We start from the raw sequence: 24,195 nt of genomic DNA, 5'->3' as shown, positions 1-24,195 counted from the left end.
CGGATGCGGCGGGGGATTCACGCGAGGAGTTCACCGCGGACGCGTTCGGCCTGCTCGGCGCCCAGCAGCCGGGTGACCTGCGTCCACACCGGATCCACCGCGGGACTGAACAGATTGGCCCGGTTGGCGCGATCACGCACGGCCGGATCGCCGTCCACCGCCGGAACTCCCTTGTCCACCAGGGAGAGCCAGTGCGCCAGATAGGCATCGACAATCGGGTCCAGGGCTCGGAACGCGTCGGCGGTGGCCCGGCACACCACCATCCACGGCGACATCATGGCGCGCTGGCGGGGCCCGATCGCGGCGGGCGAAACGCCCTCGATGCGCCAGGCGTCCTCGAGCAGCGGCGTCAACGGCAGGAACGCAGCATCGAGGTATTCCAAGTGCACAGCCAGATCGGCGCGCGGGATCAGATCCAGATGCATGGCGTGATAGTCGCCGCCGTAGACCGCATCGAGGGTGAAATGCGGTACGGCCGAATCGGTTCCGGTGAACGCGAAGATCATGTGACTGTCCAGCCCGATGGGCGGCACCACCAGGTCCACCCGGACCGCCTTGTCGATCGGACCGCCGCGCAGCACCCGCAGCCGGCCCACCGGCTCCGGGGACATGGCACTGGTCAACGGGAGATCCTCGGCGAGTTCGAGACCGAGAGCCGAGGTCAGGGCGTCGCCGATGCGGTCGGCGAGGGCGGTGGGCAGACTCATTGGGCGTTTCCTCCGCTGCGGGCCTTGTGCACCCAGGCACTGGCGAATTCGGGATTGTCGCGTCGGGCGGGGGAGGCGATCACGGTCGCGGTGCGCCGCGGCCCGTCGCCGACGATGATGTCGTCATCGCCCACCCACCAGCCCTGTTTGATCAGCTCCAGCCGCCGGCGCCGATAGGCCACCTGCAGGCTGTCGCTGCGCACGTGCAGTTCGTCGGACAGATCGAACGGAAGTAGCTCGGGCCGTTGCGATTCCACCACCGGGCGATCCTGCAGCAGAATCTTCTCGATGCGTTTGCGGGTATTGCCGTCGGCCCACGATCCGGTGAAGAAGTTCCGGTACCCGAGAATCTTGATCAGCGTGCGGTCCTGCGAGAGCGGGATATTGAAGTCGTAGAGCAGCAGATCGCCGATCGGCAGCCGCACGTGCAGTTTCACGATATTGGGCAGGTACCAGGCATTGGTGACCGTGACGTACTCCGGACGCGGCCGCCGCTTGGCCAGCACACCCCACAGTCCCTTGGGCAGCGGCGGGCTGAGCTGGATATCGGCCTCCGCCGACCACTCCGTCTGCGTGACCCGGAAATCCGGGATCTGCGGCTTGTCCGGATTGCCGAAGGAGGTGCCGTGCACGAACGGGGTGTGCGCGGCATCCACCACGTTCTCGAAGGCCCGTTCGTAGTTGGCGTTGATCTCCATCTCGAACTGGACGGCCCGGAACGCGGGATCGTCGTGTTCGGGCAGCACCGGGATGGGCGGGCGTTCGGCCTCGGGCAGATCGCCGAGGAAAGCCCAGATCATGCCGTAGCGCTCCACGGTCGGATAGGCGTCCACGCGGGCCTTGCGCGGAATCTTGCGCTCCTCGGCATTGGCCGGGATCTTCACGCACGCGCCGTCGGCGTCGTACTGCCAGCCGTGATACGGGCAGGCGATGCAATCGCCGGTGACCGTGCCCATCGACAGCGCGCCGCCGCGGTGCACGCACAGATCCGACAGGCAGGTCACCGCCCCGGACCGGGTGCGATACAGCACGAAATCCTGGCCGAGACAGGTGACCTTGTGGGGTTGGCGGCCGACGCGATCGGCGAATTCGACCGCGTACCAGAAGTTCTTGAGCATCGTGGGGCGCTCCTAACGCCGATGGAGTTGTACGGCGTCGTCCTCGAACGAGGCCAGCGCGGAGGCGGCCGCGGCGTCCGCGCACAGATGCGTGCGCAGGAACGTCGAGACCAAGCGGGCGAACGGGGCCAGGGCATCCACTTCGCCGGGGAGGTCGAGGAAGGCGCGGGCGGCGGTGGGGTCGGCATCGGCGATCCCGAAATGGTTGGCGCCCGGCACCACCGCGAGCAGATGGTCACCGCTCTCGGGCAGAGCCTCGAAGAAGGTGCGGCGCACCGGATCCGGCCGCTCGGCCCCGTCTTCGCCGTAACGGTCGGCGCTGCCCTGGATGACGCCGTCGCGGGTGCCGACGCCCAGCAGCACCGGACCGTTGACCTGGGCGGGCAGCACCGTCCCGGGCCCCCAGCCCAGCATGGTGGCCACCATGGTGTGTGCGCCCCAGGCGAAAACGGCTGCGATGGAAGGGAAATAGCGTGCGGACTGCAATGCCACGGTGCCGCCCGCGGAATGCCCGCCCAAGGCGACCCGGTCCAGATCGAGGGCGCCGCGCAGGGGTGAGTGGGCGTCGAGTTCGGTCAGCGCTTCCAGTATCGCGCCGATGGCCGGGCAGGTCGGGCGGGTGCCGTAGGCGTCGGGCCGGGCGGCATCCAGTTCCACCCCCGGTGTGAGTCCTCGTTGCCCGCCGAACAATTCGGCGACGCGATCCATGGTGACCACCACGAAGCCCGCCTCGGCGACGGCGCAGGCGAAGCGGCGGTAGGAGTCCTGCCCGACGTTCACTCCCGAGAGGAAGACCACCACCGGATAGGGCGCACCGGCCGGGTCGGGCGCGAAGACGCCGGTGAGCCGTTCGGTGTCGTCGCCCGCGACGGCCGCCGGGTAGTAGACCTTGAGATGGGCGGTGTCGAACGGTGGTGTGCCGTCGGTGCGCGCCGACCACCACAGCGAACGGATCAGCCGCGTCGAGGTCGTGGCGGTCATGCGGCCGGCCTGGGTAGTTCGCGGTCCCCGCCCCACAAGGCACGCACCAGGCGTCCGGTCAGCTCGGCCCCGAACAGCCGCTCGCCCATCACGTTCGCGGGATCACGTTCGGCGATATTGCGGCGCACGGCCAGATCCCGGTCCGCCAGTGCGGCCCGTTCCTCGTGCGGTACGGGTTCGGCGTCCTCGACCCAGCCCAGCCACTGGTCCACGCGGGCGGTCAGGATATCGGCCACCGTATCGAGGTTCGGGCGGGTGGGCGGGAAGGAATAGCAGTAGGCGGTGGGGGACAGGCTGGCGCGAATGAAACCCGTGCGGCTGGTGAACCAGGTGAAATCGGGATGCGCTTCCTTGAACTCCAGCCAGGGGGCGTCATTGCCGGTGTAGTAGCGGTCGAAATAGCCGGTGTCGCCGACCAGATCGCCGCGCGGGATGGCATCGGTGTAGAACCAGCCGTCCGGCCACAGCAGCAGCGCGGTGCCCAAGTGCGGCACATTGATCTGCGGCCCGAGCCACGCCGTCAGGTGCAGGTTCACGAATCCGGTACGCGGGTCGCCGATCCAGGAGTGCACCAGCCAGTCGATCTCCGGCCCGGAGTAGGCGGCCAGACTGCCGGACGGGCCGGTCGCCGCATTGCCGTAGCTGTCGAGGTCGGCGGTCGAGGGATCGCGGGTCAGCTCGAAGCGGGCGGCAATGCGATCGCGCAAGCCGCTCAACAGGTTTCGCCATTCCTCGAAGGTCTCGGTGACATCGGCGCGCGGGGTGCCGTCCACCATGTCTTCGACGTGTTTGAGGGTTTCGCTCATGGGTGCTCCGGTGCGGTTGTCGATCGCGTTGTCACGCGCGGGCTTTCGGTCGGGACGCGGCCATGGCGTCCAAGGGGCGGCGCGGGCGGCCGGCCACCAGGTCGGTGCCGCGCGACACCAGGCGGTTGACGGCCTGGGCCGGGCGGATGACGGCGTGCGCGCTGGTTGCTCCGGGCTCGACGACGGTGATCTCCGGATGGCTGATCCGGCCGGTGAACGGACCGGACCAGGTGGTCCAGAGCGTGAAATCCCGGCTCAGGCCATAGATTCCGCCGGTCAGCCCGTGGTCGTCGAGGCCGGCGGCGACCACATTGAGCCGATTCTCCGCGGCCCGCTCGGGCAGGCCGAGCGTGAGTTCCCAGGGCTGCCCGGCGATGCCGGGGACAGCGACCACATCCGCGTCCGCGACGGCGGCCAGCCGGAAGGTCTCGGGAAACAGGGCGTCGTCGCCGACGACCAGAGCCAATCGGCCCCAGGGCAATTCGAAGACGCTCAGCTCCGAGCCGAGTTCGACCGCCCACGGGTGCCGGGCGCTACGGTGCAATTGCGGCTGCCGACCGGCGATGCCGTCGGCGTTCACCAGGACGCCGTGGTGGGCGTCGCCCTCGCGCCGGCTCAGCACCACGTGGCTGCCGGTATTGCGCAGGGCGGCAACGATTTCCAGCACGGTGACGGTCGCCGGGCCGGGCAGCACGATGAGATCGGTGCCCCGCTGCGCCAACTCGTGCACCAGTGCCGCATCGGGTGCCGCTATGGCGGTGGTGATCGCATCCGCACCGGGCGCGGCCTGCCGGATACCGGTCGCGGTGACCAGCGGGCGATACAGCTCCGGGCGGCGATCGGCGAGCAGGTCGGTGCCACCGGCGTCACGCTTGTCGTCGGCCTGCCGCAGGTCGATATCGGCGATCACGATGGCCTCGCCCCGCACCGGCGCGACCGCCACCCGGGTGCCATCGGGTGCGACGATCTGGCTCTCGCCCGCACCGTGCAGGCGATCCGCCGGTACGCCGAGCCGTTCGGCGATGGCGGGCAGCTGGGCGTCGGGCAGCAGCGGGCCGATCTTGTTGGCTGCCACCACCCACACCTTGTTCTCGGCCGCGCGCACCGGAATGTGCAGGCTCGCTTCATCGATGGCGAACGAGTTGAGGCTGTTGAGCAGCAATTGCGCACCGCGCAGCACCAAGGACCGGGTCACCTCGCTGATGACGCCTTCCATGCAGGCATACATGCCGATCCGGCCCAGCGCGGTCTCGATGACCGGCGAATCGTCGGTGCCCGCGTCGAGATGGTCGTTCTCCGCGCCCATCAGGATCTGCTTGTCGGATTCACCGAGCAGTGCGCCGTCGGGGGCGTAGAGCAGGCTGGTGCCGGTGGTCCGGCCGTCGGTGCGGGCGCGGGTGACGCCGATCTTGACGTACATCCGGTGCCGGGCGGCGCGAGCGGCGATGGCGCTCAGGAAGGAATCCCCGAGCCGGCACGCCATTCGCCGGGCGTGGGCGCGATCGTCGTACCAGGATAGGTGATTACAGAACTCGGGCAGCACCACCAGTTCGGCTCCCGCCGCCGCGGCGGCGTCGATCATGCGCAGGCAGGCCTCGAGATTCGCCTCGGGATCGGTTCCGGCGGCGAGCTGGGCGGCCGCGACTCGGGTCATGGGCAGGCACCCTTCCGCTGCTGCGTTTCGTACATCGAAACGACGTTTCCTCTCTTGGGATTCTGTACCGGGGGCGGTGATCTGTCCAGGGCTGCCGCCGGATTTCCCCGCGCCGTAACAACTGGGTGGTCCAAACGCCCACGGTTTCAGCGGTATTGCGCCCGGCCGCCTTGACACCTCTCCCGGGCGCGGGTTCAATATGGCAATTCCGAAACCGCGTTTCCATCAGAGAAACGCTCGCGGGAGGTGAACGTGACGACCTGCGAATCGTCATCCCGACTCAGTACCGAATCCACCAGCGGCCGAACCGATTCGCGTGTCCGCCGGGCGCCGCGATGAGAGCCGCCACGATCCGCCGGGCCGCCCTGCTCGCCGCGGCAGCAAGCGCCGGCCCGGTCGCCGGTGGTCAGCTCGCCTTGCTCGCCAAGCCTTTCGGGGGCACGCTCGGCATTCCCGGTGCGGCGGTCGGATACCTCGCGCTCACCGCCCTGCTGCTCGGCTCCGTAACCGGCGCGGCGGCCACCCGATTCCCGCTCCCGGCCCGGGGAGCGGGCGGATGCGCGATCGCCGCCGGTGCGGCCGTCGCCGCAGCGGGTTCGACGACTTCGCCGCTGCTGTTCACGACCGCGATCCTGCTCGCCGCCGCCTCGGTCGGTCCGCTGCTGGTCACCGCACGCATCCAATCCTGTTCGCGCCGTTCGTGGCTCACCGCGTGGCATCTGGCCATGACCGCAGGTCTGGCAGCGGCCGCCGCGCTCGCCGCGGCGGGCACCCGGCACCCTGACGCCGCCCTGCTCGTGGCCGGAATCGCGACCGTGCTCTGTGGCGTGCCGTTGTCGATCCTCGAACCAACTCGGGCCCAACTCGATTCGATGCCCGCCGCAAACGAAACCCACACCTCCTCCGGCTCGGCGCCCGGTCGCGGAACCGGTTCGGCCACGCCTACCAGCCGCGCTACGGGAGGCGAACCGGCCACCGGCCCAGCGTCCAGTAGCGGAACCGGTTCGGCCACGCCTACCAGTCGCGCTACGGGAGGCGAACCGGCCACCGGCGCGGGTCTCGTCGGCGGAACCCGTTCGGCGACTGCCGTGGCCGCGGTCACCATGGGTGCGATGACACTCGGTTACGCGGGCCTCGGCGTGCTCGTCGGCGGCACGGTTCTACCTACGCTGCACCTACTGCTGTTCCGCTGGGACGCGCTGACCGCCGACCAAGCCGCACTATTGCTGTTGGCGGCGCTGCCCGCGGTTTTCGTGGTTGCGCTGCCCGGCCCGCATACGACCGCGATCCCAATCCTGTTGCTACTGGCTGCGGGCGGCCCGGTGCTGGTGGCCACGGCGCCCGGCCGCGCTACGGCCGCCGTCGGTCTCGGTCTCACACTGGCGGCAGCCGCTCGCGCCGCCCACGGGCTGGACACCGTGTACCTGGGCCGGATCCGTCGCTTCGGCAGTGCCGCAGTGCCTTTCGGGCTGTTGACCGTCGCGGGAGTGGTGGGACTCGGCGCGGTCACCGTGTGTGGTCGATGGGTCGGCACCGGCACCGCTCTCACCCTGCTCGCGGTCCCTATCGCTCTCGCGGCGGCGTGCTACGGCCGAATGCTCGCGCCGGCCGCAGTGGTTCGCAGCGCCGCCCCCGCGCTCGAAGGAGGCTCCTCGTGAACCGTTTCGCGGCAATCCGCGCATCCCACGCCATGAACGCCATTGCCGCGCCGACGACGTCGCGTCCCGGTTCCGTTTTGCGAGTGAGTATCAGCCCGCTCCCGAAGAGGCGAACCCGTCCGCCGGTATCGCGTGCAGTGCCGGGCTCGGTGAAGGCGAAGCGTCCGTCCATCGCGGTGTCGAACCGGCGAGCCCTGCCGATAGCCGCGGCCCTGGCCGCAGCGGCGCTCACCTCCGCCGTTCCGCCCGCTCACGCCGAGGGGCGGGCGTCGTTGGTGGTGAGCGCCAGTACCGGGCTGACCGAGGGGCAGCGAATCACGCTGGACGGCAGCGGCTTTCAACCGGGCCTGGCGGCGGTCGCGGTCGGGCTCTGCAAATCCGGCTACAAGAACGGGCTGAAGGATTGCGATCTGGACGGCGGCGCGACCTTCGTGAATATCGCCGCCGACGGCACCTTCCCGACCGTCACCCTCACCGTACGGCCGCGCTTCCGCGATATCGACTGCACCACCCAGCAGTGCGTGCTCGCCGCCGCGCCGTTGCCGGGCAGCGAACCCCAATCGATCATCGACGCGAACTCCGCGCAGGTGCCGGTGGGATTCGCAGGCGCGCCGCCGGTCGCCGTCACCTCCGTGCCGATTTCCGTTGCGGTGCAATCGGACTCGGAGAACCGAGGCCCGTCCGCCGCGCTGTGGACGGTCACCGCCGTGCTGTTGTCGATCATCGCAGTTTTCGCGCTCGCCGACCGGCGACGTCTGTGGCATCCCCCGAGGAGAACCCTATGAATCGTTCCGCGACCCGTTGCGCCTTGCTGCTGACCACTGCCGCCTGCGGCCTGCTGCTGAGCACACCCGCCGCCCACGCCGATGCCACACTGCGGGTGAGTGAGACCGCCGGTCTCGCCGCCGGGCACACCGTCACCGTGAATCTCGACGGCCTGCCGGCCAATCTGGCGACCGTGGCGGTCGGGCAGTGCAAACCGCAGATCGTCCAGCCCACCGACTGCAATCTCACCGGATCGCTCATGGGCCGCGCCGACGCGCAAGGAGTGTGGCAACCCAACGGCGGCAATCGCACTCTGACGCTGGTGGCCGCGATCAACGGCACCGACTGCGCGACGTCGGCGGGTGCGTGCACGGTCTCCGTGACCAGCCTGACCGACCCCTCGCACATCCTCGCCTCGGTCCCACTCACCTTCGGCGCCAAGCAGACACCGCCCACCTCCAGCCCCGCGGCCGCGCCATCCTCGGACAGCGACGACGACAACGCCGGGGTGGCGGTCGGAATCGGCGCGGCGGTAGTCGCGGTGGCCGCGGCCGTCGGCGTGGTCCTGTTCCGCCGGCGTGGTGCGGGAACCCGGTGAGCGTGCGCGTCCTGACGCACGTGGTGCTCATGAAGTTCCACGAGCGCGCCGATAGAGAGGAAGCGGCGCGGCTGCTCACCGCGCTCCCGGCTGCGATCCCGCACCTGCGCGCCCTGCGCGTCACCCTCGACGCGCTCGGCACGCCGGTGTCCTATGATCTGTGCCTGATCACCGAGCACGATTCCGAGTCGGAACTACTTGCCTATCAACAGCATCCGGCGCATCGCGAACTCGCCGGCTGGCTGGTGCCCCGGCTCGCGTCCCGCGCCGTAGTGGATTCCGTGGCCGATCGAGCGCCCTGAACGACCGAGTGACCGCCGACGGCCGCGTTGGAACGCGGCCGTCGCCGCGGTCACTCGGCGGCGGTCTCGGCTATTCGGGGTAGGCGCGGGCCGCCATGCCCCGGCCGCCGGGGCGGAATGCGGCGGGGGCGTGGACAATCGTGGTCTGGGTGTATTCGAGCAGGCCCTCGTCGGCGTATTCGCGCCCGAAACCGCTGCGCTTGATGCCGCCGAACGGGGCGCGCAATGACATGCCGGTGCGGTTGTGGGTGTTGACGAAGGTGAATCCGGCTTCGAGCCGGGCGGCGACGGAGAACGCGCGGGCTTCGTCGGCGGACCAGACCGATGCTCCGAGACCGTAATCGGAGTCGTTGGCGCGAGCGAGGGCTTCCTCCTCGGTGCGGTAGGTGAGGATCGGCACCAGGGGGCCGAATTGCTCGTCGCGGACCAGGGCCGCGTCATCGGGCAGGTCGAGGGCGAGCGCGGGGGTGGCGTAGTAGCCGCCCGCGGTATCGGCGGGGAGGCCCGCGAGCGGGATGAGCCAGCCGCCGCGGTTCCAGGCATCGGCGATGAGGTCGTTCATGCGCTCGACGGCGGCCGCGCTCACCACCGGGCCCATGGTGACCTTCTCGTCGAGGGGATCACCGACGGTCAGGATGCGCTGGGCGGCAGCCAGATACGCCTCGGTGAACTCGTCGAACCGGCGCTCGGGGACGTACAGGCGCTTGGCCGCCATGCAAACCTGTCCCGCGGTGGCGAAGGAGGCCAGCACCAGTCGCTCGTAATCGTCGGGGGAGAGCGCGAAGTCGTCGAGGAAGACGGCCGGATCGTTGCCGCCGAGTTCGAGCACGACCGGTGTGAGCGCCGCGCCCGCCGCCGCGGCGATGCTGCGGCCGGCCTGTGCGCCGCCGGTGAAGGTCACCTTGCCCACCTGTGGGTCGGCGATGAGCGCGGCGACGGTATCGGGGCCGCCGTGGATGACCCGGGTGCCCGGGAACAGGCGGGCCATCTCGGTGACGGTCAGCGGTGCCAGGGGAGAAGGCTTGAGCACCACCGTGTTTCCCGCCGCCAGCGCCGGGCCCAGTTTGAGCGCAGTGAGGATGACCGGCGCGTTCCACGGGGTGATGGCCGCGATGACGCCGAACGGCGCACGGGTCGCCACGATACGGCCGTGCGCGTCGTCCACCGACGCCGGGTCGGATTCGAGCACCCGTGTCGCGTTCGCGCACACCCAGCGCAGATACGTTGCGGCGAAACCGATTTCACCCCGGCAGTCGGCGACCGGCTTCCCGGTTTCGCGGGCCAGCAGCTCGCTCAGCCGGCCGCGTGCGGCATCGAGCCCGTCGGCGGCGGTTGCCAGGGCGGCCAACCGGTCGGCGAGCGGCTGAGCCGACCAGTCTCGGAACTCCCGGAAAGCCTGGGCAACAACGGCTTCGACATTTTCCGGTGCGGTGATGGGCACCGAGCCGACGATCTCGCTGGGCCGGGCCGGATTCTCCCGGACGATGGCCGAACCAGTACTGGTCACGATCGCTGCTCCAGGGAATCGAGCAGGCAGGCCCGGCGCAGGTAGGCGCGCGCGGCTGCGGGGTCGGCCGCCAGCTCCCGCAACTGCTGGGCATAACCGGCATCGTGCCCGCGCAATCGGCGCCAATTGTCGTGGCTGGCCCGCTGCACATGGTCGACGGCCACCGCCCGCCGCCGGGCGGCCACGATATCCAATCCCCTTTCCGCATCGCCCTCGAGCACATCGGCCAGCGTGCCGGCCATCTGCACGGCGTCGTGGATGCCGCTGTTCATGCCCATGCCGCCGAGCGGATTGTTCACGTGTGCGGCATCGCCGATGAGCAGCACCCGGCCGCGCCGGAAATGATCGGTGACCCGCTGATGCACTCGGTAGAGCGAGGCATGCCGGATGCGCCAGGGCCGTCCGAGCGCCGCGACCGTGTCCAATCGGCCGGGCAGCCGGGTGGTTTCGAGTTCGTCGGCGGTGTCGGCGGGCGTGGGCAGCAGCACCCGCCAATAGTCGGGCGTGCGCAGCAGCACCAGCCATTCGACCGGATCGAACACGTAGTTGATGGGCGCGATCCCGGGCAGGATCTCGGTCAGGTCCTCCTGCACCGAGGCCACCAGGAACCGCTCGGGGTAGGTGCTGCCGTCGAATCCGGCCCCGACGGCGGTGCGCACCACCGAATGCGCGCCATCCGCGCCGATCACCCAGTCCGCACGCAGCGGACCGTGATTCGTGTGCACCACCACGCCGTCGTCCCCGGCGTACACCCCTTCGACACGATGCCCGAACCGGACTTCGGCGCAGCGGGGGAGCGCGGCCAGCAGAATCGGGGTGAGCCTGCTCTGCTCACACTGCACCCGGAACGGATAGGTCGTATCCGCTTGCAGCACAGCGAGATCCAGCGTGGCGATAGCGTCGCCGCCGCGCTCCCGGTACTGGAAGGTCCGGGCCACGATGCCCCGCTCGAGCAGCGGCTCGATCACCCCGAGCGCGTCGAGCATCTCCAGGGTCGGGGGATGAAAGGTGGAGGCCCGCGATTCCGCGGCTAGGGTGACGCCCTGCTCCAGGACCAGGACGTCGATGCCGCGCCGCGCCAGCACCAGCGCCGCGGTCAAACCGACCGGCCCCGCCCCGACCACGATGACGGTGCTCACGACGTGTGCAGGGCGAAGCGGCCCTCGACGCCGACGACCCGCGCACCGGTGAAGAAGCGCAGTGTTTCCGCCGTGCCCTCCTCACCGAGCCCCGACCAGCCCCACGCCGGGCGCGGCGTCATCAGGTGCAGGCTCATCACCGAGGAACCGTTCACCTTCACCTCTCCGGCCCGGATACGTTGTGCGACAGCCAGTGCCGCGTCTTCGTCGACGCCGCACACGTAGGCCTCGAGTCCGTACTGCCCGGCATTGGCCAGGCTGACCGCCTGCTCGACGGTGTCGTAGGTGACGGTCCCGGCGACCGGGCCGAACACCTCGTCGGCCAGATCGTTGTCCAGCAGCGTCGGCAGCACATAGTTGCCGTGTTCGGGTGCGGTGCCGAAGGATTGGGCCCGGCGGCCGGACACGGCGGTGCGGACGCCGCGGACCGCGCGCACGTGCCGCGAGTGCACGAGCGGCCCGAATTCGGTGCCGGGATCGAGCGGCGGCCCGATGCGCAAGTCAGCCAGGCGTTTTCCGATGGCCTCGCGGAGTTCCGCGGCGCGCGCGGCGGGCAGGATGAGCCGGCCCAGCGCCCGGCACCACTGGCCGTTGAGGGTGGTGAGCAGTTCGGCGGCCATCCGCGCGGCGGTGTCGGTCTCGGCGTCGGGCAGCACGACCAAGGGGTTGTTGCCGCCGAGTTCGAGCTGGCACGGGCGCAGCAGCGGAGCCGACGCGGCCGCCACCGACCGCCCGCCCACCAGGCCGCCGGTGAAGGAGACGGCCTTGATCCGTTCGTCGTCCACCAATCGCGCGCCGGACTGCGCGCCGCCCTGCACCAGCTGGAACATGCCCGGCGGCACGTGCTCGGCGATGGCCTCGGCGATCGGAACAGCGCTGTAGGGCGCGAGTTCGCTGACTTTCAGAATGACCGGGCAGCCCGCGGCCAGGGCATTGGCCACCTTGTGCGCGGCCATCGGCGCGGGCGCGTTCCACGGCACCAGGCACAAGGCCGGTCCCAGCGGCAGCCGGTGCACCTGAATGTGGTCGCGATCCGCGCGCAGCGCGCCCGCCCGAAGTTGTTCGGCGGCAAGGCGGAACGCGCCCGGGACGATGACGGCCAGCAGCCGGGTCTGCTGGATCGGGACCCCGGTGGCGCGGGCGTCGACCTCGGCGATCCATGGGAGTCGGTGCTCCAGGGTGTCGGCGATGGCGTCGAGCACCTCGGGGGTGATCGAGCCGGTGCTCGCGGCGGCGACGGCGAGCGCCCGCTCGACCCGGCCGGCGTCGCTGGCCACCGCGCGAGCCACCGGCTCACCGGTCGCCGGATTCTCCAGATCGAAGCCGAGATCGGTTGCGGGGGTGCCCCATTCGCCGTCGATGAGATCGGTGATGGCGGGCAGCGCGGCGGTCATCGCACGGCCTCCGCTCCGGGCGCGGTGGCGAACAACTCGTTGGCTTTGGCATCGGTGACGATGCGCGCGACTTCGAGAACGCCCCGCTCGGCCGGGAAGGTCATCACCAAGCCCATGGCCAGGTCACGCAGTGCCCGTCCGGCCACACCGTCCATCGAGGCCGCTGAAGTGCCACCGGCCTTGAGCGCCCCGAGCGCCACCTGGAAGCACGCCTCGGTGACAGCGCCCTTGCCCAGCCGCCATTGGGTGAACACCTCAGGTTTGGGCTTGATCGGCGGCTCCACCGTCTCGATGCCCAGCTGGTAGCGCAGCCACAGGTAGGCGGTCTGCAACTGCCGGGTCATCTCCCCGATGAGCACCTGATGCACCGGCGAGGACGCGATGGGTTCGCCCGTGTCGGCGAACGTCTTTCGTGTGGTGGCCGCCAGGGTTTCGTCGTACACCCGCTGCGCGCAGCCGGTGTACACCGCCGCGATGGCGAGCTGATTGCCGACGAAACTGCCCCGGCTCATGGTGAGCATTTTGGTGAACGCGCCCGGCACCGCCAGCGCCTCGTCCTCGGCGATGAACACCTCATCGAGCCGGATACCGTTATTGGCGGTGGCCCGCATACCCAGTCCGTCCCACGGTGCGCGCACACTCACCCCGGGCGCGTCACGCGGCACGAAGAAAGTGGCGAGACCCTCGGCGGTGTCGTAGCCCGCCAATTTCGCGGACGTCAGGTAGTAGTCGGCGACGCCGGTGGCGCAGCCGAAAGACTTCTCGCCCTGCAGGATCCAGCCGCCGTCCACCTTGCGGGCGGTGGTGGCGATGGTGATATTGGCCTGGGCGGTCTTCACCGCCTCGGAGGCGAAATTGGCCAGCCAGACACCCTCGGCCATCCGGGTCAGCACCTTCTCGGCGAAGGCCCGGACCGCCGGAATCTCCTCGGCCGCGAAGAGCCCGGCGTCGATGGCCTCCAGCGGCAGCAGACCCCGGGAAGCGCTGGTGTTGTGGAAGAAATAGGCCAGCGCGGTCGACGGGCAGGCGGTGCCCATGGCGAAGGTGGCGGCCGCCAGATCGCGCAGGGTGCCGCCCAATCCGCCGAATTTCTCCGGCACGACCAGCCCGAGCAGTCCGGCCTCGCGCAACAGCGGCAGGTGCGAGGGCGGGAAAGTGGCGGTGCGGTCGGCGTTCTCGGCGGCCTCGCGCAGTGCGGGCAGGACGGCTTCGACGCGGCGGGCCCGGTCGCGCTCCGGTGCGGTCATGTCTTCGACGAGTCGCTCGCCGGTCAGTCGTTCGCCGGTCATCGGCTGATCCCCTCGTGGTAGGTGCGGTCGTGATAGATGAGCGGGGGTGCGGTCCGGGGTGCGCGGGCCTCCTGGACCAGGCCCAGCACGATGGTGTGATCGCCGGCCGGATAGCAGGCCGCGACAAGGCAATCCAGCCAAGCGACCGCGTCGGTGAGCACCGCGGCGCCGCTGGCGGCGGTCGTCCAGTCACCGACCGCGAAACGGTCCGCGCTGTGCGGGGCGGCGGCGAAACGGCGGCCGATGTCCTGCTGATCGTGGCCCAGGACATTGACGGCGAAGACGCCGCTGTAGCGGATCAGCCGGGCCGTCGTGCCGGCCGAGGCGAGGCAGATCGAGACGAGCGGCGGATCCAGCGCCACACTGGTGAACGAACTCGCCGTCATACCGTGGCGGTCGCCGTCGTCGCGGGTGGTGGTCACCACGACCACGCCGGTGGCCCATTGGGCGAGCACGCCGCGGAGGTTCATCGCGTCCACTGCAGATCCTGTTTCGATAGAGGAAACGCTGTTACGCACAAGGTAACGGCTGCGATGGTGGTTCGGCAAGGGCTGAGCGGGAAGCAGTGCGGCGGCGGCGGATTCGGCGGGGCGTTTCCCATCGGGAAATGGAGTGGCCTAAGCTGTACCCGTGTCGGACACCGAGGCCGAGAATCCGAGTCGTTCCATCGCCGCCGTGGAGCGGGCCATGGACGTATTGCTGCTGTTCGGCCGGACCGGGCGGCCCGACCTCGGCGTCACCGAGATCGCCAATGAGCTCGGCATCACCAAGGCCGCGGTGCACCGCATCCTCACCGCGCTGCGCAATCGCGAACTGGTCACGGTGGAGCCGACCACGCGGCGTTATGCCCTCGGTCATGCCGCCATCGCGCTCGGCCGGGCCTATCTGGCCCGCACCGATCTTCGAGTGATGGCCGCGCCCGAACTGCGCCGCCTGGCCACCGCCACCGGTGAGACGGCCACCCTGTCCATTCGCCGCGGCGACACCCGCATGTACGTGGATCAGGTGGTGCCCGATCAGGAATTGCGCATGGAAGTCGCGCTCGGCGTGCCGTATCCGCTGCACGCGGGCAGTTCCTCCAAGGCGATCCTGGCCTACCTGCGCACCGACGAAGTCGACGAATACCTGGATCGGCACGAGCTGACACCGTTCACCGACGCCACCATCACCACGCCACGCAAACTGCGCAACGAGCTGGCCGAGATCCGCTCGCGCGGTTTCGCGATCTCGTTGGGGGAGCGGCAGATCGGCGCGGCCTCGGTGGCTGCGCCGGTGCTCGATCACGACGGCGGAGTGGTCGCGGCCATCAGCGTGTGCGGTCCGCTCTCGCGTTTCGAACCGCACATCAAGGACTATGCGCCGCAGTTGCAGAAAGCGGCCGGTGCGGTGTCCGCGCAGCTGGGCTACGTCGGCTGAATCCCGTTCGGGCACACCGCGTCACAGGTGCGCGCCGGGCTTGAGCACCCCCAGTGCGGCGGCCGCCAGCACGCTGCCCCAGATCGCCCACACATAGGGCAGGCAGCCGTCCACGCTGCGCCGTAGCGTGCGCTCCACCGCCGGGGTGGACCCGCCGGTCATGATCGTGGCGAAGGCGGATCCGAAGGGGCGCAAGGTTATTCGGATGCCCAGACCGGCCGCGATGGCGGTGGCATAGAGCAGGATCTTGCCGCCCAGCCAGCGCGGCTCGGTGGTGACGCCGAACGGTTCGTCGGCAAAGAGTGTGTATAGCCCGGCGGCCGCCATGGCGGTGACGATCGTGCAGCGGATCGCGAGGTCGGCGCGAACCACGATCGGGAAGCGGCCGTGTGTGCGATGCGCAATCACCGTGAGCGCCAACCAGATCGCGGCCAGCAGCCAGGCGGCAGCCACGGCCCACCAGGGGAAGAAGTCGATGCCGAAGATCGAGGCCCCGTGCGGTTCCAGGGCCATCAGGGTGAGCCCGCTGGGCAGGAACAGTACCAGGCAGATCTTCGGGCCGAGGTCCAGGCCGCTCATCACGGCCAAGGCGGTGGCGCGGGCGGGCGGGGTGAGTTCCGGGTCGATCACGAACCGGCTGGAGTAGTAGACCCCGAGATCCCCGCCCAGCCAGAACACGAACAACACCAGGTGCAACAGAATCCACCAGCCGTGCGGGTGCGCGCCCATCCAACTCTCCCTGTTCTCTTCTGCGAAACGCTGTTTCGGTGTAGGCTCCGTCGCTAGTTTCACATCGAAACACTGTTTCCACAATCGAAACGGGGGGTTCGTGCGCTCCTTACTGGCTGCCACCCTGTCCCTGCTCCTGCTCACCGCCGCACCCACGGCCGCCGCCGAAGACGTCACCCACGAGGACGCCCGCATCGGCACGGACGAGGCCACCGTCTGGCATCCCGCCCACGCCGATCACCGCCTCCCGGTGGCACTTCTGCTCACCGGCGCGAACGTGCACCGCTCCTACTACTCGACCTTCGCCGAAGCGCTGGCCCGCTACGGGTTCGTCGTGGTCGCCCCCGAACACTTCCTGATGCCCGGCTACAGCCTGCCCAGCGAATACGAGGTCGACGACGTACTCACCTGGGCCCGTACGCAAGCCGCCGCGAACTCCACCCTCGGCGCCCTCATCGACCCCTCGAAACTGGTGATAGCCGGCCACTCCTACGGTGGCGCCACCGCCCTCTACGCCGCCGCTGACCGCTGCCAGATGCCGTTCTGCTTCGGCCCCGCCTACCGCCACCCACCCGAACTACGTGCGATAGCCGGCCACGGCACCAACACCACCATCGGCCCCTACATCGATTCGGTTGCCGTACAAGGCATTCCCGTGATGTACATCAACGGCACCGAAGACGGCGTGAGCGAGCCCGCCGAAGCCCACGACAGCTTCACCCGCATGTCCGGCACCCCCGCCGCGGTCTTCGTAAACGTCCTGGGCGCCAACCATTTCGGCCTCACCGACGAGGACAACCCACCCGGCGCATCCCCCGACTTACACCCCGCCACCGCACCCCGCGCCCAAACCGTCTCCGCCGCCGCCCGCTGGACCGCGATGTGGTTCCTCGCCCAACTCGGCGACACCGAAGCCCGCCGCTACGTCTACGAAGTCGGCCCACGCACCGATCCCACAGTGCGAGTGGAGATCCCCTGAGCTACCGATCCCTCACCCAGCGTTCGCGGTGCACAGCGTATCCAGCACGAATTCGTCACCGAAGTACCCGCCGAGGCCCAACAGAATCGGAAACCCCTTACTGAGATTGACGCCAGGCGTATATCCCGCATTCTTCTGGGCGGCCTCGGCGGTCGCCCCCTTCCCGAACCGCCACATGGGCTGGTTGGACCCGGGCAGCACACCACCCTCGATATTGCGCTGGATCAACACACCGCACTCGTTGTGAACCTGCCCGAAAACATTGCACTCGAGAGTCGTCCCGTTGACGACCTTGCTGCCACAAGCATCCTTCGCAGCCTGGTCCGCAGCCTCCTGACTCGGATAATCCACCGCCACCCCGATCCGAAAGGGCATAACACCGATCGAGACCGCGCCATACAAATCAGTACCCGCCTGCGCGGTCCCCGCTCCGCACATCATGAACGTCCCTGCAAGCGGGACCGCGATGGCCAAGGCAGAGTTCTTCAACAGCGACACGCGATCAACCCCCAGGTGCAACATCAACAGCGGCTGATCATGGCGAAAACAGAACCGACTGTCAAGGTTTCGCGCGAACGGGCGTGCCGCTCACGACGACGCGCGGAACGCACGCTACTGCCGATGACCGAGCACCATGGTGCGTGGTCATCGGCTTTGACCATGGCCGGGCTGTCACCTCTGAGGTGGAACTGCGGGGCCGGTGTGCCGCTCTTGCCTACGTCGCGTCGGCCTGTGGCAAAGTTGGCTGGCTCGGATCAAGCACCCCCCTCTACACGAGCCCCGGATGCGGCTCAACGGTTCAACAGATGTGCAGTGCTCTTCAACGGAGGACGGTCAACTCGGGTTCTGTCGGTGGTTGTTCGAGGACTGTATCGCCGCGCCCGCGCAAGAACTTGTCGAACATTGCTGCCACGTAGGTGCGAACCAGTGTCGTACCACGGGCCGGGGCGATGGGCCCGGCGTACTTGGTCGCGGCCGTGCGCGCCGGGGACGGTATGAACAACGGCATGTCGGTGAAGTCGTAGTGGGCCGAATCCCGCAGGGTCACTTGCCGTTTCCAGCCGGTCGAATGTTTCCAGAAGGCGTCGAGTGACGGCTCGGCATCCCCGACTTCTTCGATCTGCTGACTGGTCATCACCAGCACCGGGCGATCCTCTCCCTCGGTGACCGCGCGACCGAAGTCGTCATCGACACCGATCTGCCCGTCCAAATCGACGGCGGCGGAGATACGAGGGTCTTCGTGCATCGATTCGACGGCGGTATAGCCACCGGAGGAGTGCCCGACCATTCCGATGTGGTTCATATCGAGAACCGTGCCCAGGCCCACGGGTAGCGCGCGGTGTTCGGCATCGGGGTTGTCCCCGTGTGCCACTCGGGCAAGCGAGTCCAGTACCAGGGTGGTGTCCAGGAGCCTGGCATCGATGAACTTCTTGCGGACTTCCGGAGTGATCCCGCTCGGCATCGCGGCCGCCTGAACCAATCGGCCGCCGGGAAACTCCACCGCCGGGGTGGTCTCATAGGTGTGATCGAGGGTGACCACCAAGTAGCCGCGGCTTGCTAGATCCTCGGCCAGTCCGGTACCCATCAGGCGGGTGACTCCCGCGCCCGGAGAGTACAACACCACCGGATAGCTCCCACCAAAGGCCGCGTCCGCGTCGGTGTAGGAGTTCGTGAACACACCTGGCAGCTGGAACCCGAGTTGTCTGTCGACATCGGTCATCAGCTGCGTCGACAGGTAGCGTGCCCGCGAGCGCCGATCGACATCGGTAGCCGGGTAGAACACCGACACCATGAGTTCACGCACCCTATCCGCTTGGAAAGGATCGGGCCGATTCTGATCGACCAGATGCAGAGTCGTTGTCCCGACGGCGAATTGGCCGACCGGCCGAGGAAGTACCGCGATCCCGAACGGCGAAGCCTCCGAAACCGCGGAACCTGCCGTGATCAGTGCCGCTGTAACGATGGCAGCGGCAGCCAGCCTCATGATCAACGATCCCCCTACCAGATGCCTAAATCACTTGAGTTGCGGCGTATTTGAGTATTGCGCCGACAGTAGCAGTCACGGCGGGTGACCCCAACCTGTCAACTGGCGGCACCCAACCTGCGAATGATTGCTGGGCTCATACTCGTCCGAATTCGCCGACGTATTCCAGCGGCTGCCGAATTGCCGTTGTCGCTGTATCGTCGTGTGCTGGTGCGAGATTCGCACTCGGTCGGGGGTCGATCACGAAGCTGATGCCGAAGGGGCTGTCGAAAGATGAGATTCACCGCGAAGTTCATAACAGCGCTGATCAGCGCGGGCACGGTCGCAGTGATGGCAGCCGGACCCGTTCCCGCCGCCCCGGACACCGGTTCCGGGTCAGCGGTCGTACCCGCAGGCAACACGATCGAACCGCCCATCGATTGCACACCGGACTCTGCGCACCCCCGTCCGGTCGTGGTGCTGCCCGGCGGGGACGGAACCACCGCCGACACCGCGACTCAATGGGACACAATGCTGACCACCGTCCGCGCAGCCGGGCACTGCGCATTCCTATTCCAGGGCGGAATCATCAACGGCAACCGCTGGACCGGCGACATTCCCAGCGCCGCACAGCAAGTCGCGGACTTCGTGACCGAGGTGCGCCGGACCACCGGCGCTGATCAGGTCGACATCATCGCGCATTCGGCGGGAACGATCGTCGCCAACTACTTCCTCAAAGTCCTCGGCGGCGCCCCCGTCGTCGCACACGCGGTACTTCTCACCCCCGAAGTGCGAGGCTGCGACGGCGCCGGGTTCTTCAGCGCGCTTGGCATCAAGAACTCACCCATCAGCCCGGTCCAAGCGCTGTCCGCGTTCCCGTTCCTGGGCACCGTCCTGGCGTTGATCGCCCCCGACAAAGCCAACCTCGTCCAGATGTTGCCGTCCTCACCGGTGTACCAGGCCGTCTTCAACGGTCCCATCACGCAGCCCGGCGTCCGCTACTCGGTGCTGTCCACCCGCAACGACGAACTCGCGACACCAGCCACTGTGTGCACCAATCTCACTGAGCCGGGCGTGAATATGAACTTCTACGAGGATCTGTTCCCTGGCGCCGCCCCTGTCGGGCACTCCACCCTGCGCTCGACCCCAGCCACCGCGAATTGGGTAGCACAGCAACTCCAGATCTGACGCCTTCTGGTAACTACCACAACCCAATCGACGACCGCGGGCACGAGATGAACACACCGAACCGGTGAACACCGGCAATATCCGGTAATGCCGCGACCCGCGCGGTTCGAAGTGGCCAGCGCCGTCCCGTGGCGCTCGCCGGCGAACGCACCAACATGCCGATGAGCGAGCATTCTCGCTGAGGCGCGCATTTGTAATGCGATCTTGTGGCGCAACATATCTCACGATCGGTACGGAATTCCGTTGACCGCACGGCCCGCCTCTGCAGGTCCTATCGTGAACGTGCAGAGCTACCCCTTACCACCGAGAGGAACCGCTAACAGCCAGCACCCTACCCAAGATCAGCGATCCTGAGCCAAAGTCAGCTATGGTGACGGAATGGTCATGCGGGTGGCGGTTCCGGCGCTTCCGTGCCGAGATGTGCAGGCAGCGCGGTCGTACTTCACGGACGTGCTCGGATTCGACACCATATTCACCTGGGAGACCCCACCTAGCTACGCGGCCGTGATCCGCGACACCGCCGAGTTCCACCTATACGCCGAAAGCAGCGTCGGCCCGGCCAGGGTGGTGGTTGTCGTCGACGACGTCGATTCCTGCCATGACGAGCTGCGCGCCCGCGGCGCCGACATCGTCGAGCCACTGGCTGACCGGCCCTACGGGATGCGCGACTTCAACGTACGGACGCCCGATGGGCACTTGTTGATCTTCAGCCAGCCGCTTACCGAGAATGGGTGACCATCAGCGGAACCGCCGGGAGAATGACCGGACCTCGTCGACGAACAACGCCCGGCTTGTCACTGAAGCCGTAACCGGGAATCGATGGGCAGACCCCTGGAACCGGTCGGCTTAGTGCGCAGATTCGCCGTTGACACGACGAAACCGCAGCTCAACGGCCAGCACCCTACCCAAGATCAGCGATCTTGAGCCAAGTCAGGTTACCGGCCGTTTTTGTTGCGGCGCGGCCGATTTCGTGCAGGGCGGGTTTCATCAGCGAAGCCGAACGCGTGCCCGAACTCCTCGCCGGCGTCGTGACCCGCGCCGTCGAACCCCGCGTCACCCAGGCCGAACACGTCCTGCACCAGCTCATCGAGCGCGGCGCGGTCCGCGCCGATATCGACACCCGCACCATCGCCACCATGGTCTTCGGCGCGTTCCTGCGCGGCGATGCCGCCGCGCGCGCCAGCCTGCCCGAACAGCTCACCACCACCCTCTGGCCCGCCCTCACCACCCGCCCCTGACAGCGCCGCAGTGTGCGTCGAGCACCCTTCGAGTCCGAGGAGATTCTGTTAGGACCTTGTCCGTCTTGCCCTCCGGGCACGTCGTCGTGCCTGGACTAGACTTCGAGCTCCGCTGACGCAAATAAGCCCGCTGCCTCGGCCCGCCGGCTTCAGTGCGCACGCCTGCCAGGTCGCGTTCTATCACGCTCTCTCTTGCCGCTTATCGCTCGGGGCAGAGCGGCTAGCGGGCCGCGGCGAAAGGTCAACTTGCCGAGCCCATTCGAAGTCGATTGAACGCACCATCGTGCCGAATGTCGGATGGCGTCGGCGACGCTTGCGGTCCGCGGAGATTGGGCTGGGAATGGAATTATGGCTACGTACTTTGAGGTTGGTGCGTGTCCGGGCTGTCTTGCCGATCGTTGGCAAAGGCGCGGAGGAAGGTTGCGACGGCGTTTTTGGTGACTCGACGGAGCTCGGGTCGAGAGACCTTTCTCGTTCCCAGACGGGAACGATTTTCCAGAGGGCCGGTGAGCAACGCGCCGAACTGCTCGGCGGCGATTGCGGGGTCATCGTCGAGTTTCAACTTGCCTGCCAGGGCAAGCCTGGCCAACTGCGCCGCCAACGCGTCGTAGACCCGGTCGGTGGCCCTTTCCCTGACGATATCGAGTAGATCCGGCATTGTTGATACCTGCGTGTGGAGTAGCCGCCGCAGCGCCTCGGAACGCTCATCGCAGTAACACTCGGCCAGCCCGAGCCCGGTCCGGGTCAGCAGTGTAGCGAGATCGCCACGCCCACTGAGCAGTTCGACCGCGGCGAGGTTTCGCGTCAGCGCTTGGTCGGACAGAGCGGCAACCGCCTCGCGGAAAAGGCCCTCCTTATCACCGAAGTGGTTGTAGATGGTGTGCTTGGCGACTCCCGCTTCGCCGGCGATCGCATCGACACCTGCCAGGTGATACCCGTCCCTGGCAAAGACTGTGAACGCGGCATCCAAGATCGCTTGCCGCTTGTCGATCCGCCCGCTAGGGCCGGCCAGATTCGCTCCATGCACGGAACAACCATAGCGATTGCACCAACGCGTGCGCTAATCTGCACTAGCTAGTGCAGTTCAACCTTGGAGGGACGATGATAATCAACCTATTGCGGTTCAGCTTCAAGCCCGGTGTCGCCGAGGACGAGAGAGCGGAAGTACTGGCCGCGATGCGACGCACTTCCGCAGTCGAGTCGACGGTGTTCTCCACTGTCGGACAGGATCTCGGTGACCCGGCTGACGGTTTCACTCACGCCTACCTGACGGCGATCCCTGACCTGGACGCGCTCGAGCGCTACCTGCACGACCCCGTGCATCTGAAGGGTGACGACTACATCCTGCCGCGATTGGCGAAGCTGTCGTCAGTGCGGTTGTCCGATGATCCCGACCCCGAACTGTCGCAGAAGATCTACGCACTCCACGCCCGCAAAGTCGAAATGTATCCCGCCTGGGGTCGTGAAGTGACGGCGCTGTTCGGTGCCGCCGGGGTCGAACCCACACCGGCGATCACGCTCCGCCGTGACGACAACCCCGAGCCTGGCGCCGGATCCGGGCCGCGACCATAGCCTGCGGGCCGCACGCACTTTCGCGGCATTTGTCAGGTGCGCGCTTTGTCTCTGGTACCGGTTGTCATCGGGGGAGTGCTGACAGCCGGTACCAATAGACCCGCCAATAAGAACGCACTACTTTGCCGCGTGGTGCGCTGACCGAACCGGCCAGCGCGGATGGGGCGAAGATCAACGGGCAGAGCCGGACTGGTGCCGGCCAAACGCACCATATTACCGACGAGCGTGCACGGTCCGCACCCCCCGCGTCCTCGTTGCGATCGTGGATAGAACTCAGAACGAAGGCGGGCACCATGGCCAGGCTCGATCGCGAGCAGCTCATCGAACTAGTCGCACGCATCCAGAACGTCGAAGGAAGCGAGGAAGAGTTGGATGAATGGCTCACGCAGCTTCAGGATTCGGTGGCGGACCCACACATCTCCGACCATCTGTTCTGGGACTTCTCTGATCCGCCGTTGACCCCCTAGCAGATCGTAGACAAGGCGCTCGCCTACCGGCCAATCGTGCTCGGCGGACCGGAGTAGCGGACCAACCAACATCCTGCATTGCCGCGTGGCGCGCGGTCTTGCCTCGTCGAAGCTCGTGCTGAGGCTGAGCACCGCTGCCAGCACAGCGATATCGTCACCGGTATGCGGGGATGCGTGATCTGCGACAAACACAATGGATTCGGGCCATTGGTGAGCCCAGTGGTGCTCGCGGATGAGCTGGTGGTGGTGACTCATCGTCCAGCACAGGGCGATTGGGTCCGGCCCGGGTATCTGTTCGTCGAGCCTCGGCGCCACGCTGCGACACTCGACCGACTCGACGATACCGAGACAATTGCCTTCGCCCGCACGGTCCGCTCGTCGATCAGCGCCCTGCGGCAGGTTCTCGAACCCGCCCATGTCTTCACCTTCGTCGCGGGATTGAGCATTGCCGGGGTACACCTACACCAACACGTCCTCACCCGGCCCGTCGGAACGGCACGAGATGTGGCATGGCACAACGCCGATTCTCCGGATGCGCCCCAGATCCATGCCTCCGAACTTGATGGCCTATGCACCGAGCTGGCGGCAGCCATGAGCGACTAACGCGGGTTCACTGCCCGGTCGCGCAGAACATCCGGTACTGCCGCGACCCGCGCGGTTCGAAATGGTCAAACAGTCGGCCCGAAGATCAACGGGCCGACCGTCTTCGATCTCGATAGTTCCTG

26 protein-coding genes are annotated in these 24,195 nt (G+C 67.8%); 12 read left to right on the top strand and 14 right to left on the bottom strand.

What is annotated here, in order from left to right; genetic code table 11:
* Positions 1-17: 17 nt before the first annotated feature.
* The 5 genes from LTV02_RS12530 to LTV02_RS12510 are packed head-to-tail and all read right to left on the bottom strand — an operon-like array spanning position 18 to position 5,266.
* Positions 18-707, bottom strand: a complete 690-nt coding sequence (locus tag LTV02_RS12530; RefSeq protein WP_233040164.1) for a hypothetical protein — start codon at positions 705-707, stop codon at positions 18-20.
* Positions 704-1,825 carry an aromatic ring-hydroxylating dioxygenase subunit alpha gene (locus tag LTV02_RS12525; RefSeq protein WP_233040163.1) on the bottom strand — a complete coding sequence of 374 codons (1,122 nt, stop codon included), beginning with the start codon at positions 1,823-1,825 and terminating at the stop codon, positions 704-706. The genes LTV02_RS12530 and LTV02_RS12525 overlap by 4 nt, the downstream gene beginning before the upstream one ends.
* Positions 1,826-1,837: 12 nt before the next feature.
* Positions 1,838-2,806, bottom strand: a complete 969-nt coding sequence (locus LTV02_RS12520; RefSeq protein WP_233040162.1) for an alpha/beta hydrolase family protein — start codon at positions 2,804-2,806, stop codon at positions 1,838-1,840.
* Positions 2,803-3,612, bottom strand: coding sequence for an oxidoreductase (locus LTV02_RS12515; protein WP_233040161.1), 810 nt, complete (start codon positions 3,610-3,612; stop codon positions 2,803-2,805). Before LTV02_RS12515 ends, LTV02_RS12520 begins: the two co-directional genes overlap by 4 nt.
* 31 nt (positions 3,613-3,643) lie before the next feature.
* Positions 3,644-5,266 (bottom strand): nitrilase-related carbon-nitrogen hydrolase, encoded by a 1,623-nt coding sequence (locus LTV02_RS12510; protein ID WP_233040160.1) that lies wholly within the window; start codon positions 5,264-5,266, stop codon positions 3,644-3,646.
* Positions 5,267-5,601: 335 nt separating this feature from the next.
* Between LTV02_RS12510 and LTV02_RS12505 the strand changes: the two genes are divergently transcribed.
* The 4 genes from LTV02_RS12505 (at position 5,602) to LTV02_RS12490 (ending at position 8,589) form a co-directional block, all read left to right on the top strand.
* The gene (locus tag LTV02_RS12505) at positions 5,602-6,924 is read left to right on the top strand and encodes a hypothetical protein (protein ID WP_233040159.1); all 1,323 of its coding nucleotides are present in this window, start codon (positions 5,602-5,604) and stop codon (positions 6,922-6,924) included.
* A 149-nt stretch (positions 6,925-7,073) separates the two neighbouring features.
* Positions 7,074-7,709, top strand: a complete 636-nt coding sequence (locus LTV02_RS12500; RefSeq protein ID WP_233040158.1) for a neocarzinostatin apoprotein domain-containing protein — start codon at positions 7,074-7,076, stop codon at positions 7,707-7,709.
* Complete coding sequence (locus tag LTV02_RS12495) at positions 7,706-8,287, top strand: neocarzinostatin apoprotein domain-containing protein (protein WP_233040157.1); 582 nt, start codon at positions 7,706-7,708, stop codon at positions 8,285-8,287. The genes LTV02_RS12500 and LTV02_RS12495 overlap by 4 nt, the downstream gene beginning before the upstream one ends.
* A complete protein-coding gene (locus tag LTV02_RS12490) occupies positions 8,284-8,589 on the top strand; it encodes a Dabb family protein (protein WP_233040156.1) in 306 nt (101 codons plus the stop codon). Before LTV02_RS12495 ends, LTV02_RS12490 begins: the two co-directional genes overlap by 4 nt.
* Positions 8,590-8,659: 70 nt before the next feature.
* On the opposite strand, the gene LTV02_RS12485 is transcribed toward LTV02_RS12490, so the two are convergent.
* The 5 genes from LTV02_RS12485 to LTV02_RS12465 are packed head-to-tail and all read right to left on the bottom strand — an operon-like array spanning position 8,660 to position 14,388.
* Entirely contained in the window at positions 8,660-10,096 is a 1,437-nt protein-coding gene (locus tag LTV02_RS12485) for an aldehyde dehydrogenase family protein (RefSeq protein WP_233040155.1), read from the bottom strand.
* Positions 10,093-11,235, bottom strand: a complete 1,143-nt coding sequence (locus LTV02_RS12480) for an FAD-dependent oxidoreductase (protein ID WP_233040154.1) — start codon at positions 11,233-11,235, stop codon at positions 10,093-10,095. Before LTV02_RS12480 ends, LTV02_RS12485 begins: the two co-directional genes overlap by 4 nt.
* On the bottom strand, positions 11,232-12,629 hold the full coding sequence (locus LTV02_RS12475; protein WP_233040153.1) for an aldehyde dehydrogenase family protein: 1,398 nt from the start codon (positions 12,627-12,629) through the stop codon (positions 11,232-11,234). The genes LTV02_RS12480 and LTV02_RS12475 overlap by 4 nt, the downstream gene beginning before the upstream one ends.
* Positions 12,626-13,918 (bottom strand): acyl-CoA dehydrogenase family protein, encoded by a 1,293-nt coding sequence (locus tag LTV02_RS12470; RefSeq protein WP_233040152.1) that lies wholly within the window; start codon positions 13,916-13,918, stop codon positions 12,626-12,628. Before LTV02_RS12470 ends, LTV02_RS12475 begins: the two co-directional genes overlap by 4 nt.
* Positions 13,915-14,388: a flavin reductase family protein gene (locus LTV02_RS12465; protein ID WP_233041558.1), complete on the bottom strand. Its 474-nt coding sequence runs from the start codon at positions 14,386-14,388 to the stop codon at positions 13,915-13,917. The genes LTV02_RS12470 and LTV02_RS12465 overlap by 4 nt, the downstream gene beginning before the upstream one ends.
* Positions 14,389-14,548: 160 nt before the next feature.
* Here LTV02_RS12465 and LTV02_RS12460 point away from each other — a divergent pair, with 160 nt between their 5' ends.
* A complete protein-coding gene (locus LTV02_RS12460) occupies positions 14,549-15,334 on the top strand; it encodes an IclR family transcriptional regulator (protein ID WP_233040151.1) in 786 nt (261 codons plus the stop codon).
* Between the two features lie 21 nt (positions 15,335-15,355).
* Here LTV02_RS12460 and LTV02_RS12455 read toward each other — a convergent pair whose 3' ends face one another.
* A complete protein-coding gene (locus LTV02_RS12455) occupies positions 15,356-16,063 on the bottom strand; it encodes a hypothetical protein (RefSeq protein WP_233040150.1) in 708 nt (235 codons plus the stop codon).
* 100 nt (positions 16,064-16,163) lie between these two features.
* Here LTV02_RS12455 and LTV02_RS12450 point away from each other — a divergent pair, with 100 nt between their 5' ends.
* On the top strand, positions 16,164-17,042 hold the full coding sequence (locus LTV02_RS12450; RefSeq protein ID WP_233040149.1) for an alpha/beta hydrolase family protein: 879 nt from the start codon (positions 16,164-16,166) through the stop codon (positions 17,040-17,042).
* 12 nt (positions 17,043-17,054) lie between these two features.
* Here the strand turns inward: LTV02_RS12450 and LTV02_RS12445 are convergent, their stop codons facing one another.
* Together LTV02_RS12445 and LTV02_RS12440 are read right to left on the bottom strand one after the other, a co-directional pair.
* A complete protein-coding gene (locus LTV02_RS12445; RefSeq protein WP_233040148.1) occupies positions 17,055-17,540 on the bottom strand; it encodes a DUF4189 domain-containing protein in 486 nt (161 codons plus the stop codon).
* Positions 17,541-17,862: 322 nt separating this feature from the next.
* Positions 17,863-18,846 (bottom strand): alpha/beta hydrolase family protein, encoded by a 984-nt coding sequence (locus LTV02_RS12440; protein WP_332909575.1) that lies wholly within the window; start codon positions 18,844-18,846, stop codon positions 17,863-17,865.
* A 633-nt stretch (positions 18,847-19,479) separates the two neighbouring features.
* Here LTV02_RS12440 and LTV02_RS12435 point away from each other — a divergent pair.
* From LTV02_RS12435 to LTV02_RS12425, 3 genes are all read left to right on the top strand, one after another.
* Entirely contained in the window at positions 19,480-20,193 is a 714-nt protein-coding gene (locus LTV02_RS12435; RefSeq protein ID WP_233040146.1) for an esterase/lipase family protein, read from the top strand.
* A 378-nt stretch (positions 20,194-20,571) separates the two neighbouring features.
* The gene (locus LTV02_RS12430) at positions 20,572-20,928 is read left to right on the top strand and encodes a VOC family protein (protein WP_233040145.1); all 357 of its coding nucleotides are present in this window, start codon (positions 20,572-20,574) and stop codon (positions 20,926-20,928) included.
* 269 nt (positions 20,929-21,197) lie between these two features.
* Complete coding sequence (locus LTV02_RS12425; protein WP_233040144.1) at positions 21,198-21,431, top strand: TetR/AcrR family transcriptional regulator C-terminal ligand-binding domain-containing protein; 234 nt, start codon at positions 21,198-21,200, stop codon at positions 21,429-21,431.
* 352 nt (positions 21,432-21,783) lie between these two features.
* Here LTV02_RS12425 and LTV02_RS12420 read toward each other — a convergent pair whose 3' ends face one another.
* A complete protein-coding gene (locus tag LTV02_RS12420; RefSeq protein WP_233040143.1) occupies positions 21,784-22,458 on the bottom strand; it encodes a TetR/AcrR family transcriptional regulator in 675 nt (224 codons plus the stop codon).
* A gap of 50 nt (positions 22,459-22,508) precedes the next feature.
* Here LTV02_RS12420 and LTV02_RS12415 point away from each other — a divergent pair, with 50 nt between their 5' ends.
* The 3 genes from LTV02_RS12415 (at position 22,509) to LTV02_RS12405 (ending at position 24,073) form a co-directional block, all read left to right on the top strand.
* On the top strand, positions 22,509-23,003 hold the full coding sequence (locus LTV02_RS12415; RefSeq protein WP_233040142.1) for a Dabb family protein: 495 nt from the start codon (positions 22,509-22,511) through the stop codon (positions 23,001-23,003).
* 293 nt (positions 23,004-23,296) lie between these two features.
* Entirely contained in the window at positions 23,297-23,470 is a 174-nt protein-coding gene (locus LTV02_RS12410; protein ID WP_233040141.1) for a hypothetical protein, read from the top strand.
* A gap of 219 nt (positions 23,471-23,689) precedes the next feature.
* Complete coding sequence (locus tag LTV02_RS12405; RefSeq protein ID WP_233040140.1) at positions 23,690-24,073, top strand: HIT family protein; 384 nt, start codon at positions 23,690-23,692, stop codon at positions 24,071-24,073.
* Positions 24,074-24,195: the final 122 nt, after the last annotated feature.

Source organism: Nocardia yamanashiensis, assembly GCF_021183565.1.
GTDB lineage: Bacteria > Actinomycetota > Actinomycetes > Mycobacteriales > Mycobacteriaceae > Nocardia > Nocardia yamanashiensis.
This window is presented reverse-complemented; position numbering and strand designations above follow the sequence as displayed.